Source organism: Pseudooceanicola sp. LIPI14-2-Ac024, from assembly GCF_042188925.1.
Lineage (GTDB): Bacteria > Pseudomonadota > Alphaproteobacteria > Rhodobacterales > Rhodobacteraceae > Pseudooceanicola.
Window position 1 is genome coordinate 402,181 of the sequence record NZ_CP170102.1, and the last position, 15,400, is coordinate 417,580.

The window sequence follows — 15,400 nt, forward strand, 5'->3', positions numbered from 1 at the left end:
GACCGACAAGATCCCAGGAGCAGACGACAGATGCCCACCCATATCTCCCGTGCCGACTATGCCGCGATGTTCGGGCCGACCACCGGCGACCGCCTGCGGCTGGCCGACACCGACCTGATCATCGAGGTCGAGCGCGACCTGACCGCGGAACGCGCCGCCATGGGGGCGGGCGCGGTCAACGCGCCGCTCTACGGCGAAGAGGTCAAGTTCGGCGGCGGCAAGGTGATCCGCGACGGCATGGGGCAAAGCCAGGCGACCCGCGCGCAGGGCGCGGTGGACACGGTCATCACCAATGCGCTGATCGTGGATCATTCCGGCATCTACAAGGCCGACGTGGGCCTGCGCGACGGGCGCATCCACACCATCGGCAAGGCGGGCAACCCCGACACCCAGCCGGGCGTCGACATCATCGTCGGCCCGGGGACCGAGGTGATCGCGGGCGAGGGCAAGATCCTGACCGCGGGCGGCTTCGACAGCCATATCCACTTCATCTGTCCGCAGCAGATCGAGGACGCGCTGCATTCCGGCCTGACCACCATGCTGGGCGGCGGCACCGGCCCGGCACACGGGACTCTGGCGACCACCGTGACCCCCGGACCCTGGCACCTGGGGCGGATGCTGCAGGCGGCCGATGCCTTCCCGATGAACCTGGCCTTTGCCGGCAAGGGCAACGCCTCGCTTCCCGCGGCGCTTGAGGAACAGATCAGGGCGGGCGCCTGTGCGCTGAAGCTGCACGAGGACTGGGGCACCACGCCCGGTGCGATCGACTGCTGCCTGGGGGTCGCCGACGATTACGACGTGCAGGTGATGATCCACACCGACACGCTGAATGAATTGGGCTTCGTCGAGAACACCGTGAAGGCGATGAAGGGCCGGACCATCCACGCCTTCCACACCGAGGGCGCGGGCGGTGGTCACGCCCCCGACATCATCAAGATCTGCGGCGAGGAGCATGTGCTGCCGTCGTCGACCAACCCGACGCGGCCTTTCACGGTCAACACGCTGGACGAGCATCTCGACATGCTGATGGTGTGCCACCACCTCGACAAGTCGATCCCCGAGGACGTGGCCTTTGCCGAAAGCCGCATCCGGCGCGAAACGATCGCGGCCGAGGATATCCTGCACGACATGGGCGCGTTCTCGATCATCGCGTCGGACAGCCAGGCCATGGGCCGCGTGGGCGAGGTGCTGATCCGCACCTGGCAGACCGCCGACAAGATGAAGAAGCAGCGCGGGCGCCTGCCGGAAGAGCAGGGCGACAACGACAACTTCCGCGTCCGCCGCTACATCGCGAAATACACGATCAACCCGGCCATCGCGCATGGCCTAAGCCACGAGATCGGGTCGATCCAGGAAGGCAAGCGCGCCGACCTTGTGCTGTGGAGCCCGGCCTTCTTCGGGGTGAAGCCCGAGATGGTGCTGATCGGCGGCATGATCGTCTGCGCCCAGATGGGGGATCCGAATGCCTCGATCCCGACACCGCAGCCGGTCTACACCCGACCCATGTTCGGAGCGTATGGCCGGGCGCTGGAAAACTCGGCCGTGACGTTCATTTCTGCAGCTGCACAGGCCGAAGGCATCGGCAACACCCTGGGACTGGCCAAGCAGACGGTGGCGGTTCTGAACACCCGCAATATCGGCAAGAAGGACCTTCTGCTGAACGATGCTACGCCGGAAATCGAAGTGAATCCCGAAACCTACGAAGTGCGCGCCAATGGCGAGCTGCTGACCTGCGAACCGGCGACCGAACTGCCGATGGCGCAGCGCTACTTCCTGTTCTGAGGTCACGATGCTGCGGAACGGACAAGATTTCGACAATTTTGCTGCGTTGCAGCAAATGCATGGCGGGGTTTCGCCATTGGCGGTGGTTAGGGCAACGGCGCTGACTTATCTTCAGTCGCAGGGGAGGAAACCTGAACCCAGACCGAACGAGGTTTCCAATGGCAAACGCATCGACAGTATCCAGCGCATCGGGCTTCCGGGCGCGTTTCGACAACTTCCTGACCGGCCTCGGCCAGGGCTTCAACGCCTACGTGGAAAGCCGCTCGCGCGTGCATCAGATCCACAAGCTGAACGCCCTGTCGGACGCAGAGCTGGCCAAGCGCGGCATCAAGCGCGAAGAGATCCCGTCCTACGTCTTCCGCGACCTGTTCTACGTCTGATCGCGACCGACGTTGCGGTTATGGGGGCGGCGCGATGAGCGCCGCCGCCCCGCATCCCGCCCGCGAGGTCCTGAGGGCCGGTCACGGGCAAGCCTGCGCCGACGTGGTGCGGCTGGACTACGACGCCCGCTTCCTGCGCCGCAAGGTGATCACCACCGAAGCTGGCGCGCGGGTGCTGGTCGACCTCGACCAGACCGTCTCGCTCGACGAGGGCGACGCGCTGGTGCTCGAGGACGGCAGACTGATCGGCATCGAGGCGGCCCCCGAGCCGCTGGCCGAGGTCACGGGCGCCGGGCTCACCCGGCTGGCCTGGCACATCGGCAACCGCCACACCCCCTGCGAGATCTCCGAAACCGCCCTGCGCATCCGCAGCGACAAGGTGATGGAGGACATGCTGCACCGCCTCGGCGCGCATGTGCATCATGTCATGGCCCCGTTCCGCCCCGAAGGCGGCGCCTATGGCCAGGGCCGCACGCATGGCCACAGCCACGGCGAGGCCGAGGGCGGACCGCACGAACACCACCACCATCACCACCACCACGATGACGGGCATGGGCACCACCACTGACCCGGCGCTGATCCTGCACCAGTGGCTGTCGCCTGCCTTTCCGGTGGGCGCCTTCGCCTATTCGCACGGGCTGGAGTGGGACGTCGCGGCCGGGCGCGTCACGGATGCCGCGGCCTTTGCCGACTGGCTCGACACGGTGCTGGAACACGGCAGCGGGCGCAACGACGCGATCCTGCTGGCCGCCGCCTACCGGGCCGACGACGCCGCGCTTGACGGGATCGCCGAGCTGGCCGACGCGCTCGCGCCCAGTTCCGAGCGGCGGGAGGAGACGCTGGCACAGGGCCGCGCCTTTGCCGCCACCGCCGCCGCCCTGCACGGGATCGACCTGGCCCCGATGGCCTATCCGGTGGTCGTCGGCCGTGCCGCCCGGCTGCTTGAACTGCCGCTTGACCTGACCCTCCGGCTCTTTGTCCAGGCCTTTGCCGCCAGCATCACCTCGGCCGCTATCCGGTTGATTCCGCTGGGCCAGACCGACGGGCAGCGCGTGCTTGCCCTAGCGTCGCCCCGGATCGAAGATCTTGCAACGCAGGCCGTCCCCGGTGATGTTGAAGCGGTTGGGGGTGCCGTGCCGCTGATCGACATCGCGTCGATGCGGCACGAAAGGCAGGGGACGCGACTTTTCAGGTCATGAGTGAGTTTTTCAAGCTGGCCCACCTTTACCGCGGCTCATGGTTCGCGCGTGCGACCAACCTGCGGTCGATCGAGCTGTTCGGGACCGAACCCGTCCCGATCCTGCACGACCGCGAGGAGGGGGCGATCGACTGGCAGGGCAAGCCCGGTCCGACCTACCAGGGGCTGGAGAGCGAGGGCGGCCCCGACTGGTGGATGGCGCCCGAGCACGAGGCCTGGCGCAAGGCGCTGGCGCCGGGCAAGATCGTCTGGGTCCGGCAGGTGATGCCGAACGGCGTGGACGACCCGGCCGCGGGCGCGAGCAAGGGCCTGTGGAAGATCGGCGCGGCCGAGATCGGGCCGGGGCGGCTGCATCTCTACCTGACGGAACGGATCGGAGACGTGACATGACGCAATCCCCCAACGGTCCCCTGCGGATCGGCCTCGGCGGCCCGGTCGGTGCCGGCAAGACCACGTTGACCGCCGCCCTGGCGCGCGCGCTGCGCGACACCCATTCCATCGCCGTCGTCACCAACGACATCTACACCCAGGAAGACGCCGAGGCGCTGGTGCGGATGCAGGCGCTCAGCGCCGACCGCATCATGGGCGTCGAGACCGGCGGCTGCCCGCACACCGCGATCCGCGAAGATGCCTCGATCAACCTCGACGCCATCGACAAGCTGAACGCGCGGTTCCCCGACCTCGACCTCGTGCTGGTGGAATCGGGCGGCGACAACCTCTCGGCCACCTTCTCGCCTGAGCTGGCGGACATGACGATCTACGTGATCGACGTCGCCGCGGGAGAGGAGATCCCCGCAAGGGCGGCCCGGCGATCACCCGGTCCGACATCCTCGTCATCAACAAGACCGACCTCGCCCCGTACGTGGGCGCGGACCTCTCGGTGATGGAGCGGGACGCGGCCGCCCAACGTGCCGGCCGGCCCTTCGTCTTCACCAACCTCAAGACCGGGGACGGCGTGCCCGAGATCCTCCGCCTGATCGAAGAGATCGGCGGCCTCTCCCTCCAGCCCGCTTGACACCCCGCATCCCGACGGCCAAGCCTGACCGCCATGTTTGACCTGCGCCCCGTCGGATACGTGATCGGCCTGCTGACCGCGGTGCTGGGTCTGACCATGCTGCTGCCCTTGGCGGTCGACATCGCCGAGGGGCGCGAGCACTGGCCCGTCTTTGCCGAAAGCGCGCTGATCGCGGTGCTCTGCGGCGGGATCACCGCGCTGTCGTGCCAGAACGGCGTGCGCGAGGGGCTGACGCTGCAGCAGACCTTCCTGCTGACCTCGCTCGTCTGGCTGGTGCTGCCGCTGTTCGGCGCGATCCCCTTCATCATCGGCGACACCCAAGCCAGCGTGGTCGATGCCTTCTTCGAGGCGATGTCGGGCCTGACCACCACAGGGTCGACCGTCTTCACCGGGCTCGACGACATGCCAAAGGGGCTGCTGCTCTGGCGCGGCATCCTGCAATGGCTGGGTGGGATCGGGATCATCGTGGTCGCCATGGTCTTCCTGCCCGAGCTGCGGGTTGGGGGATGCAGATCTTCCGCTCCGAGGCGTTCGAGACCATGGGCAAGATCCTGCCCCGCGCCGGGGCCATCGCGGCGCAGATCTCGGTGATCTACGTCGGCCTGACGCTGGCCTGCGCACTGTGCTACTTCGGGCTGGGCATGGGCGCGTTCGACGCGACGGTGCACGCGCTGACCACGGTCTCGACCGGCGGCTTCTCGACCCGCGATGCCAGCTTCGGTGCCTTCTCGGGACCGATGGAGTACGTGGCCACCGTCTTCATGCTGCTGGCGGCGCTGCCCTTCGTGCGCTACGTGCAGATGCTGAACGGGAGCCACACCGCGATCTTTCGCGACAGCCAGGCGCGCGCCTTCCTCTGGACCATCGGGGTTCTGGTGGTCGTGACCTTCGCGGTCCTGCTGAACATCTATCCGCACCACTGGGAAAAGAGCCTCCGCGAGTCGATGTTCAACATCGTCTCGATCATCACCGGGACGGGCTACGCAAGCGTCGACTACATGGCCTGGGGCGGGTTCATCATCTCGCTCTTCTTCTTCATGGGCCTGATCGGCGGTTGCGCGGGGTCAACCGCCTGTTCGATCAAGATCTTCCGCTACCAGATCCTCTTTGCCTCGATCCGGGCGCAGATCCGGCGGATCCATGCGCCGCACGCGGTGATCCAGCCGCGCTACGACGGACGCACGATCAGCGAGGACGTGATTTCCTCGGTCATGACGTTCTTTGCCTTCTTCGTGGTGACGCTGGGGGTCCTGTCGGTTGCCCTGGCGCTGACCGGGCTCGACTTCGTGACCTCGATCAGTGGGGCGGCAACGGCGCTGGCCAACATCGGTCCGGGGCTGGGCGACATCATCGGCCCGGCCGGCAACTTCGCACCGCTGAACGACACCGCGAAATGGGTGCTGGCCTTTGCCATGTTCATCGGGCGGCTGGAACTGATGGTGGTCTATGCCATCCTGACGGTGAATTTCTGGCGCGCCTGACCGCGCCGCCTGCGCGGATGACGAAAGGCCCGGGCATCGAGCCCGGGCCTTTCGGTGCCTCCGGCGGGAGTATTTTGGGCAAGATGAAGCCCGGGGCGGGCCTTAGCCGTCCAGTTTCGTCAGATCGGCGGCCCTGAGGCAGGTGTCGCGGATCGTATGCAGCATGTTCAGCCGGTTGCGGCGGACGACCTGGTTCTCGGCATTGACCTGCACCGCCTCGAAGAAAGCGTCGATCGGCGCGCGCAGGGCCGCCATGGCGGACATGGCGGCGGCGAAATCCTCGGCCGCCATCGCCGCGTCGATCTTCGGCTTCGCGGTTTCCAGCGCGTCGAAGAGCGCGCGTTCCTCGTCGGTCTCGGCGAACTTGGGATCGGCGCCGAACTCGTAGGCGACGCCGTCCTTGGCCTCGGCCTGGGTGAGGATGTTGTAGGCCCGTTTGAAGCCCTGCACCAGGTTGGTGCCGTCCTCGGTCTTGAGGAAGTCCGACAGCGCCTCGGCCCGTTTCACCAGCAGCGTCAGGTCGTCATTGCCCGGCATGGCGAGGCAGGCGTCGATCACGTCGTGGCGGACCCCGGCGTCGCGCAGGTGAACCTTGAGGCGGTCGTGGAAGAACGACAGCAGGTCGGCGGTGTCGGCCTGGCCGTCGAAGGCGTCGGCCTTGGCGGCGAGGTCGGTCAGCGAGAGGCGGATGTCGCCCGCGAGCAGCAGCCGGATCACCCCGAGCGCGGCGCGGCGCAGGGCATAGGGGTCCTTGGACCCGGTGGGCTTCTCGTCGATGGCCCAGAAGCCGGTCAGCGTGTCGAGCTTGTCGGCCAGCGCCACGGCGCGGCTGACGGGGCCCTCGGGCACGGCGTCCGAGGGACCCAGGGGCGAGTAATGGTCCTGGCAGGCCTGCGCGACCTTGGCCGGAAGGCCCGCGGCCTCGGCGTAGTAGCGGCCCATCAGGCCCTGCAGTTCGGGGAATTCATAGACCATCTCGGACGAGAGGTCGGCCTTGGCATAGGTCGCGGCCTGAGCGGCCAGCTCCGGATCGGCGCCGACGTGCGGCGCGATCTCGCGCGCGAGCGCGGCGATGCGGCGGATGCGGTCGGCTTGGGAGCCGAGCTTGGCGTGGAAAGTGACATTCTCCAGCTGGTCGAGCCAGGGCTGCATCTTGTCGGCCTTGGCCACGCGCAGGTCGTTTTCCCAGAAGAACTTGGCATCCGACAGGCGGGCGGCCAGCACCTTCTGGTTGCCGGCCAGCACGGTTGCGCCGTTGTCGGCGGTTTCGCGGTTCGCCACGGTGACGAAACGTTCGATCCGTCCCGAGCGCGGATTCCGCACCGAGAAGAACTTCTGATGTTCCTTCATCGAGGTCTGCAGCACCTCGGGCGGCAGGTCGAGGAAGTCCTGGCCGATCTCGCCCATCAGGACGACGGGCCATTCGACAAGGCCCGCGACCTCGGCCAGCAGGCCACGGTCCTCGACCACTTCGAGGCCCGCGGCAAAGGCGGCGTTGGTGGCGTCGTTCCAGATGTGGTCGGCACGCTCGGCGGCGTCGAGGATCACGTGCGCGCGCTTGAGCTTTGCGGCGTAATCCTCGAACGAGGCAACGGAAAACGGGGCGGGGGCCATGAAGCGGTGGCCCTGGGTGCTGTCACCTGCGGCGATCCCGTCGATGTCGAGCGGCACGACCTCGGCCCCGGCCTCGGTCGTCATCAGGCAGAGGATGGAGTGCAGCGGCCGCACCCAGCGGAGCGTGCCCGCGCCCCATCGCATGGACTTGGGCCAGGGGAAGTTGCGGATCGTCGCCTCGAGCACCTCTGCCACGATCTCGGCCGCGGGGCGGCCTTGCTTCTCGATCACGGCGAAGAAGAACGTGCCCTTCTTCTCCTCGCGCGCGGACAGCTGGTCGCGGGTCAGGCCGGCGCCGCGCAGGAAGCCTTCGATCGCCTTCTCGGGCGCGTCGGTGCGCGGGCCGCGGCGTTCCTCGCGGGTGGTCGGGCTTTCGGCCAGGAGGCCCTCGACCGCCAGCGTCAGGCGGCGCGGCGTGTGGAAGGCCTGGGCGGCGGCATAGGTCAGGCCGGCCTCGACCAGGCCGTCGGTCACGCGCGCCTTCAGGGTCGCGGCGGCCTCGGCCTGCATGCGGGCCGGGATTTCCTCGGAAAAGAGTTCGATCAGAAGATCGGGCATGTCCTGTCACCCTGACACGTTCGGGCGGCCCCAACGGGGGGCCGCCTTCTTGCTGCGGGTGTTAGCGGTGAAGCGCGCGGGGGTCCAGAGGGCGGCGGGAATTTCGCCGCGGCGGGTCAGGGCGCGCGGGCCGCGGCGCGGCGCAGCTCGCCCTCGGCGCGGGCCTTCACCCGGGTGGCCAGCGTCGCGACATCGCCACCGGCGGCACGCGGAACCACGCGGTAGATCGCCTCGACCAGGCAGTAGAGCGCAAAGCCCAGCATCCCGAGGCCGAGAAGCGCCAGCAGCACGCGCCCGAAGGGCTGGGCGCGCACCGTTTCGAACGCCTGGCCCATGCCACCGGCCTGGCCGGGATCGGTGGTCTGGCCGGCGTAGAAGAGGAAGCCGCCGATCAGCACGATCACGGCGCCATGCGCCAGCAGCCCGGCCTTGATCGCCGGGTCGAGGCGCTCGGTCGTGGCGTTGCGGCGCAGGTGCGCCTTGTACTTCTCGGCGAGGCCCTTGTAGCCGTAGTAGAGGCCCGCGCCGATGGTCACGAGGCCGATCGCCATCATGATCAGCGCGCCGTTCTCCATCGCCAGGACCTTGGAGGCGAGGGTCTGCGTCCCGCCGCCTTCGCCGGAGCTGTCGCCGAGCGCCAGCCGGATGGTCGCCGCGCCGAGGGCCCCGTGGATCAGCCCGGTCACCACCTGCCCGGTGCGCGCGACGATGCCCTTGAGGCCGGTGCCGTAATCCTCGAGGTCCATCCAGGCGTCGATCAGTCGCCAGACCGCATAGGCGAAGAGGCCGATGGCGATGACCCAGAGCGCGGGCACACCCCAGGGCGCGCCGCGCAGGTTGGCAAGGGCATCGGTCGTGCCCTCGGCCTCCCCTCCGCGCCAGGCGGCAAGGACGGCGAGGCCGCCGACGATCACATAGACCACGCCGCGGGCCGAATAGCCAAGGCGCATGACGGGGACGACCCACCCGGGGGCCTGCGTGCTGGACATGGCGGTCTACCTCCTGGAGGGTAGAGCGCCTGAGGCGGCGGAAAGTTCCCCGCCGCGGTCGCGGGTCACTGCCGCGCGGTGCCCTCGGGCGGGGCCGCGCAGCCCTCGGGGGCGGGCTGGCCGTCGAACACGACCTCGCCGCAGTGGTTGATCTGGTGCCAGGCGAACCCGCGCCCGTCGGGCAGGACGGCGATCACCCGGTCGATGCCGTAATGCACGTCCGGCACCGAGAGGTAGGCCCGTGCCTCGCCCGTCGCCAGCGCCTCGCCGATCTCGTCGGCGTCGAAGCAGTCGAACCAGCCGGGCGCGTTCAGCGGATCGGCCTTGGGGTAGGGGGTGAAGGCCGCCAGCGCCTCGTCGTCCACGTCGACGGCGAAACAGGCGCGGTAGCGGATCGGCGAACTGTCGGCGTCGATGGCGCGGAAACCGCTGTGGGGCACCGGTTCGGGCGTGTCGGACCCGACCGGCACCAGCGTCACATCCTGCGGGCCGCTCGGCCCCACCTCGTCGTAGAAGGCATAGACCTGCAGGTAGTAGACCGACGCCCCGACGATCAGGGCCGAGGCGACGATGATGACGGCAAAGATGCGTCCGGCGTTCACGCCGCGCTCTCCGGCGTCCAGCCACCTGCGCCGGTCGTCACGAAGGCATCGGCGCATTGCTTGGCCAGGGCCCGGACGCGACCGATGTAGGCCTGCCGTTCGGTGACCGAGATCACGCCGCGCGCGTCGAGGAGGTTGAAGATGTGGCTGGCCTTGATGCACTGGTCATAGGCGGGATGTGCCATGACGATGCGGCGGCCGGTCTTGGGATCCTCGGCCGGCTGGCTCAGGATCGCCTCGCATTCGGCCTCGGCCTCTTCGAAATGCTTCAACAGGACCTCGGTGTTGGCCACGTCGAAGTTCCAGCGGGAATATTCCTGCTCGGTCTGGCGAAAGACATCGCCGTAGCTGAGCGCGATCGGCGCCTGCGGGTCGTTGTAGGGCATGTCCATCACGTGGTCGATGCCGAGGACATACATCGCGAGGCGTTCGAGGCCATAGGTCAGTTCGCCCGAGACCGGGTGGCAGTCGTGCCCGCCGACCTGCTGGAAATAGGTGAACTGCGACACTTCCATGCCGTCGCACCAGACCTCCCAGCCCAGGCCCCAGGCGCCCAGCGTCGGGCTTTCCCAGTCGTCCTCGACAAAGCGGATGTCGTGCAGGTCCATGTCGATGCCGATGGCCTGGAGCGAGCCGAGGTAGAGGTCCTGCAGGTCCGGCGGCGAGGGTTTGATCAGCACCTGGTACTGGTAATAGTGCTGCAGCCGGTTCGGGTTCTCGCCGTAGCGCCCGTCGGTCGGGCGGCGTGACGGCTGGACGTAGGCGGCAGCCCAGGGTTGCGTGCCGAGCGAACGCAGCGTGGTCGCCGGGTGGAAGGTACCGGCGCCGACCTCCATGTCATAGGGCTGCATGATCGCGCAGCCTTTGCCGGCCCAGTAGGACTGGAGCCGCAGGATGATCTCCTGGAAACTCTTCGGTTTGCTCGTGTCGGCCATGGTCTTCCTCGCAGCGCAAGTTCGGGCGCATGCCTATGCCGGGGCGCGGGCAGCGTCAACAAATGCTGGGCTGTCTTCACACATTTTGGATGCAGCCGCCGGGGGATTTGCTAGAACGGGGGAAACGAGCACGAAAAGACGTATACCAGAGGCATTCCCCATGACTCGCATTATCCTTTCGCTGTGCCTGGCCGTCACCCTTTTGGCCCGGCCGGCCGCGGCGCAGCAGAACCAGAACCTTGTCTGGGTCCAGATCGAGGCGCAGCCGACCCTCGCCGAGGCCCGCGCCGCGATCCAGTCCTACGCGCAGCGGTTGCAGGACGTGAACGGCTTCTTCCTCGACGGCGGCTGGTACGCCATCGCGCTTGGCCCCTACACGCGGGACGATGCAGGGCAGGTCCTGAACGTGCTCCGGCGCGAGGGTGCGATCCCGCGCGACAGCTACATCGCATTTCCGTCGGCCTACCAGCAGCAGTTCTTTCCCGCCGGCGTGAACACGCTGGACGGCCTGGGCGCGCCGTCCGAACCGGTCGTCGAAAGCCGCACCACCCCCGAGGTCGAGACCCAGACGCTGCCGACGACCCCGACCGAACCCGCCGCTGCGCCCGACACGCAGAGCGCCACCGTCGCACCGCCCGCCGCCGAGACGCCGGCGCCGCAGCCGGTGCCCGAGGAATTGCTGGCCGACGCCCGGCGGGCGGAATCGCTGCTGACCCGCGAGGAGCGGATGCAGCTGCAGGTGATGCTGCAATGGGCAGGCGTCTACGATGCGGGCATTGACGGCGCATTTGGCCGCGGCACCCGCAACTCGATGGCCGACTGGCAGATCGCCAACGGGTTCGAGCCGACCGGCGTGCTGACCACCGGCCAGCGGGCCGAGCTCAAGCGGCAGTACAACCGCGTGCTCAAGGGCCTCGACCTGCAGCTGGTCCGCGACGAGGACGCCGGGATCGAGATGCTGATGCCGACGGCCGTGATCGACCACGGCGGCTACGAGGCGCCGTTCGTGCACTACGATGCCAGCGGCGACGTTCCGGCCCGGGTGATCCTGATCTCGCAGGAGGGCGACCGCAACACGCTGCGCGGCCTCTACGAGATCATGCAGACGCTGGAAATCGTGCCCGAGACCGGCGAACGCAGCCGGCGCGACACCTCGTTCCTGATAAACGGCTCGAACAGCAAGATCACCTCGTTCACGCAGGCTGCGCTCGAGGACGGGGTCATCAAGGGCTTCACGCTGGTCTGGCCCGCGGGCGACCTGGAGCGCCGCGACCGGCTGCTGGCCGAAATGCGGTCGAGCTTCCGGGCGCTGCCGGGCGTTCTGCCGGCGTCGGCCGGGGTGGACGATGACCAGCGGATCGACCTCGTCTCTGGCCTGGCGGTGCGCCGGCCGGTGCGCTCGCGCTCGGGCTTCTACGTCGACAACCGCGGGACTGTGGTGACGGTGGCCGAGGCGGTGCAGGGCTGTGGCCGTGTCACCATCGACCACGACCTCGACGCGCGGGTGCTGTCGGCGGATGCCGAAACCGGCCTTGCCGTCCTGCGCCCCGAGGCGACGATCGCCCCGATCGCCGCCGCGACCCTGTCGGGACAGGTGCCGCGCCTGAAATCCGACGTGGCTGTGGCCGGCTATTCCTACGAGGGCGTGCTGAACGCGCCGACGCTGACCTTCGGTCAGATGGCCGACCTGCGCGGGCTGAACGGCGAAGAGAACATGCGTCGCCTGGCGCTGGCCGCACAGGCCGGTGACGCGGGCGGGCCGGTGTTCGACACCGGCGGCGCGGTCGTCGGCGTGCTGCTGCCGCCCGAAGGCGGCGCGCAGAAACTGCCCGAGGATGTGAGCTTTGCCGCCGACGCCGAACTGGTCCGCCGCGCCCTGTCGAAGGCCGGGGTCGCCCCGAACACCGGCAATGCCGACAGCGCGCTCGATCCCGAGGATCTGACCCAGCTGGCCGAGGGCATGACCGTCCTGATCAGCTGCTGGGAATGACGTCCTTGTCCGCCGCGTCCGGGTGACGCGGCGGACACGGCCCCGCCACGGACCGGAAATCGGCGCTTGCGCGGCAGGGCGCGGAGCGTATTGTTCCGCAATTCGTGAAGGGGTGCCGCAGTGCAGAAAAAGTCCTCTGATATCACCCTCGTGACCCCGACCGCCACGATCGGGACGACGACCCATGGCGGCCGGGCGAAATGCCTGCAGCGCCTCGTCCGTCTCGACCTGCCGGTGCCGCGCACCGTCGCGCTGTCCTTCGACACCGTGCACGCCATCGCCCAGGGCGAGATGCCCGACATGGACGCGCTGCTGGAACCGTTCGGCGAGATGCCGTTCCTCTGCGTGCGCCCATCGTCCGAAGACCCGGACTGGGGCGGGCCGAGCGCCATCCTGAACATCGGCCTAAACGACGCCTCCTACATCGATCTGTGCGACAAGATCGGGCACGAGGCGGCGACGCGGCTCTACATGCGGTTCGTGCAGGCCTACGCGATCAACGTCGCCCGGCTCGATCCCGACATGTTCGACGATATCGACCTCGCCGGGGCCGAGGGGCTGAGCGCGGCGCTGCGCGCCTACGAGGACGAAACCGACGAGGCCTTTCCGCAGGAGCCCGCCGTTCAGCTGGCCGCGGTGCTGCGGTCGATGGCGCGGGCGTGGGAAGGCACCACCGCGCGCCTGCTGCGCCAGGCCAAGGGCGCTCCCGCGGATGCCGGGCTGGGCCTCGTCGTGCAGGCGATGGCCTTCGGCCTCGGGCAGGGCGAATGCGGGTCGGGGGTGATCCAGCTGGTCAGCTCGGTCACCGGGCTGCCCAAGGTCACAGGGCGCTACCGCAGCCAGAGCCAGGGCCGCGAGGCGCTGACCAAGGACGCGGGCTCGGTCTACCTCGCCAAGGACCCGCGCGGCCTCTCGCTCGAAGAGCAGGCGCCCGAGGCCTTTGCCGAGCTGATCGACTACACCCGCCTGATGCGGGTCCGCCTGCGCGAGGAGATGCAGACCGAGTTCACCATCGAGGACGGCAAGGTCCATGTCCTCGACGGCGTGCGCATCCGCCGGTCGTCGCGCGCGGCCGTGCGGATCGCGGTGGCGCTGGCCGAAGAGGGGATCATCCCAAAGGAAGAGGCGCTGCTCAGGGTCGAGCCGCGCGCGCTGAACGAGATGCTGCACCGGCAGGTCGACCCGGACGCCCCGCGCGACGTGATCGGCCGGGGCATCGCGGCCAGCCCGGGCGCCGCCTGCGGCAAGATCGTCTTTTCCGCCGAGGCCGCGCAGGCCGCCGCCGCCCGCGACGAGGCCTGCGTGTTGGTCCGGCGGGAAACCACGCCCGAGGACATCCGCGGCATGCACGCGGCCTCGGCCGTGCTGACCGAACGCGGCGGGATCACCAGCCACGCGGCCGTCATCGGCCGAGGCCTGGGTCTGCCCTGCGTGGTCGGCGCCTCGGACATCAAGTTCTCGGTCCGCAAGCAGCGGCTGGTGGCGCCGGACGGACGCGTGTTCAAGGCCGGAGACATGATCACGGTCGATGGCACCTCGGGCCAGATCCTTGCCGGCGACCCGCCGCTCCTCGAGGCCGCGCAGGACGAGGCGTTCCAGGCGCTGATGACCTGGGCGGACGAAGAGCGCGACATCGGCATCCGCGCCAATGCCGACACGCCCGCCGACGCGGTGACCGCGCGCAACTTCAACGCCCAGGGCATCGGCCTCTGCCGGACCGAGCACATGTTCTTCGACGCCGACCGCCTGACCGTGATGCGCGAGATGATCTTTGCCGATGGCGAGGCCGACCGCCGCGCGGCGCTGGACCGGCTGCTGCCGATGCAGCGGGGCGACTTCATCGAGCTCTTCCGCATCATGCAGGGCCAGCCGGTCTGCATCCGGCTGTTCGACCCGCCGCTGCACGAATTCCTGCCCTCAGACAACGAGGGCATCCGCGAGCTGGCCGAGGCGTTGGACCTGCCGCGCTCGGACGTCGAGCGCCGGGTCGAGGCGCTGTCGGAATATAACCCCATGCTCGGGATGCGCGGCGTCCGCCTCGGCGTGACCGTGCCCGAGATCTACGAGATGCAGGCGCGCGCGATCTTCGAGGCGACGCTGGCCGCCAGCCGCGAGGGTGCGCCGGTGGTGCCCGAGATCATGATCCCGCTGGTCAGCGCCAAGCGCGAGGTCGAGCTGGTGAAAACCCGGATCGACGCGGTCGCCGCCGCCGTCCGCAACGAGCGTGGCCGCGACTTCACCTATCGCCTGGGGGTGATGGTCGAAACCCCGCGCGCGGCGCTCAGGGCAGGAGAGATCGCGCCCTTCACCGCCTTCCTCAGCTTTGGCACCAACGACCTGACGCAGATGACCTACGGCCTGTCGCGCGACGATGCCGGGCGGTTCATGTCGGACTACGTGAAGAAGGGCGTCTACCCCGAGGACCCGTTTCACATGCTCGATATCGACGGGGTCGGAGAGCTGTTGCAGATCGGCGCCATCCGCGGCCGCGAAGCGCGAAAGGACCTTGTGCTTTCAGTGTGCGGGGAGCATGGCGGCAATCCCGAATCAATCGCCTTCTGCCGGCGCGCGGGCTTCGATTACGTGTCGTGTTCACCCTTCCGGGTGCCGGTGGCGCGCCTGGCCGCGGCGCAGCTGGCCGTCCGGGACCGTCTTGACGGCCTAAGTTAAACCTTAGTTAAAACAAATACTTGCCATATTGGGTCGGCGGATATCCGCAACCCGTTGTCAACCACCGGAACCCAGGTGGCTGGACGGCATGGCTTTTTTTCGTTAGCAGTCGCCCCCGGTCGCTCACTGGGGGAGCGTCTGGGAAGGGACTATTCAAAGCCATGCGATTGATTCAAGCGTTGCTCA

At 68.4% G+C, this 15,400-nt stretch carries 11 protein-coding genes and 2 pseudogenes; 9 read left to right on the forward strand and 4 right to left on the reverse strand.

Features of this window, described 5'->3' with window-relative positions; translation table 11 throughout:
- Positions 1–30 precede the first annotated feature (30 nt).
- The 7 genes and pseudogenes from ureC to ACE2AC_RS01950 all read left to right on the forward strand — a co-directional run bounded on the left by ureC (position 31) and on the right by ACE2AC_RS01950 (position 5,856).
- Positions 31–1,782, forward strand: coding sequence for an urease subunit alpha (ureC, locus tag ACE2AC_RS01920; RefSeq protein ID WP_375690447.1), 1,752 nt, complete (start codon positions 31–33; stop codon positions 1,780–1,782).
- Between the two features lie 158 nt (positions 1,783–1,940).
- Complete coding sequence (locus tag ACE2AC_RS01925; protein ID WP_375690448.1) at positions 1,941–2,162, forward strand: hypothetical protein; 222 nt, start codon at positions 1,941–1,943, stop codon at positions 2,160–2,162.
- Positions 2,163–2,196: 34 nt separating this feature from the next.
- Complete coding sequence (locus ACE2AC_RS01930; RefSeq protein ID WP_375690449.1) at positions 2,197–2,730, forward strand: urease accessory protein UreE; 534 nt, start codon at positions 2,197–2,199, stop codon at positions 2,728–2,730.
- Positions 2,639–3,361 (forward strand): urease accessory protein UreF, encoded by a 723-nt coding sequence (locus tag ACE2AC_RS01935; RefSeq protein WP_375690450.1) that lies wholly within the window; start codon positions 2,639–2,641, stop codon positions 3,359–3,361. Before ACE2AC_RS01930 ends, ACE2AC_RS01935 begins: the two co-directional genes overlap by 92 nt.
- Positions 3,358–3,750, forward strand: coding sequence for a hypothetical protein (locus ACE2AC_RS01940; RefSeq protein ID WP_375690451.1), 393 nt, complete (start codon positions 3,358–3,360; stop codon positions 3,748–3,750). Before ACE2AC_RS01935 ends, ACE2AC_RS01940 begins: the two co-directional genes overlap by 4 nt.
- Positions 3,747–4,375: pseudogene (gene ureG / locus ACE2AC_RS01945) on the forward strand (urease accessory protein UreG). Before ACE2AC_RS01940 ends, ureG begins: the two are co-directional and overlap by 4 nt.
- Before the next feature lie 33 nt (positions 4,376–4,408).
- A pseudogene (locus ACE2AC_RS01950) lies at positions 4,409–5,856 on the forward strand (TrkH family potassium uptake protein).
- 102 nt (positions 5,857–5,958) lie between these two features.
- On the opposite strand, the gene glyS reads toward ACE2AC_RS01950, so the two are convergent.
- From glyS to ACE2AC_RS01970, 4 genes are all read right to left on the reverse strand, one after another.
- On the reverse strand, positions 5,959–8,028 hold the full coding sequence (glyS, locus tag ACE2AC_RS01955) for a glycine--tRNA ligase subunit beta (RefSeq protein ID WP_375690452.1): 2,070 nt from the start codon (positions 8,026–8,028) through the stop codon (positions 5,959–5,961).
- Between the two features lie 116 nt (positions 8,029–8,144).
- Entirely contained in the window at positions 8,145–9,017 is an 873-nt protein-coding gene (locus ACE2AC_RS01960) for a DUF1206 domain-containing protein (protein ID WP_375690453.1), read from the reverse strand.
- A gap of 65 nt (positions 9,018–9,082) precedes the next feature.
- Positions 9,083–9,619: a DUF6446 family protein gene (locus ACE2AC_RS01965; protein ID WP_375690454.1), complete on the reverse strand. Its 537-nt coding sequence runs from the start codon at positions 9,617–9,619 to the stop codon at positions 9,083–9,085.
- On the reverse strand, positions 9,616–10,554 hold the full coding sequence (locus tag ACE2AC_RS01970; protein WP_375690455.1) for a glycine--tRNA ligase subunit alpha: 939 nt from the start codon (positions 10,552–10,554) through the stop codon (positions 9,616–9,618). Before ACE2AC_RS01970 ends, ACE2AC_RS01965 begins: the two co-directional genes overlap by 4 nt.
- A 160-nt stretch (positions 10,555–10,714) precedes the next feature.
- Between ACE2AC_RS01970 and ACE2AC_RS01975 the strand changes: the two genes are divergently transcribed.
- Positions 10,715–12,544 (forward strand): trypsin-like peptidase domain-containing protein, encoded by a 1,830-nt coding sequence (locus ACE2AC_RS01975; protein WP_375690456.1) that lies wholly within the window; start codon positions 10,715–10,717, stop codon positions 12,542–12,544.
- 120 nt (positions 12,545–12,664) lie between these two features.
- A complete protein-coding gene (locus ACE2AC_RS01980; protein WP_375690457.1) occupies positions 12,665–15,214 on the forward strand; it encodes a putative PEP-binding protein in 2,550 nt (849 codons plus the stop codon).
- Positions 15,215–15,400 lie beyond the last annotated feature (186 nt).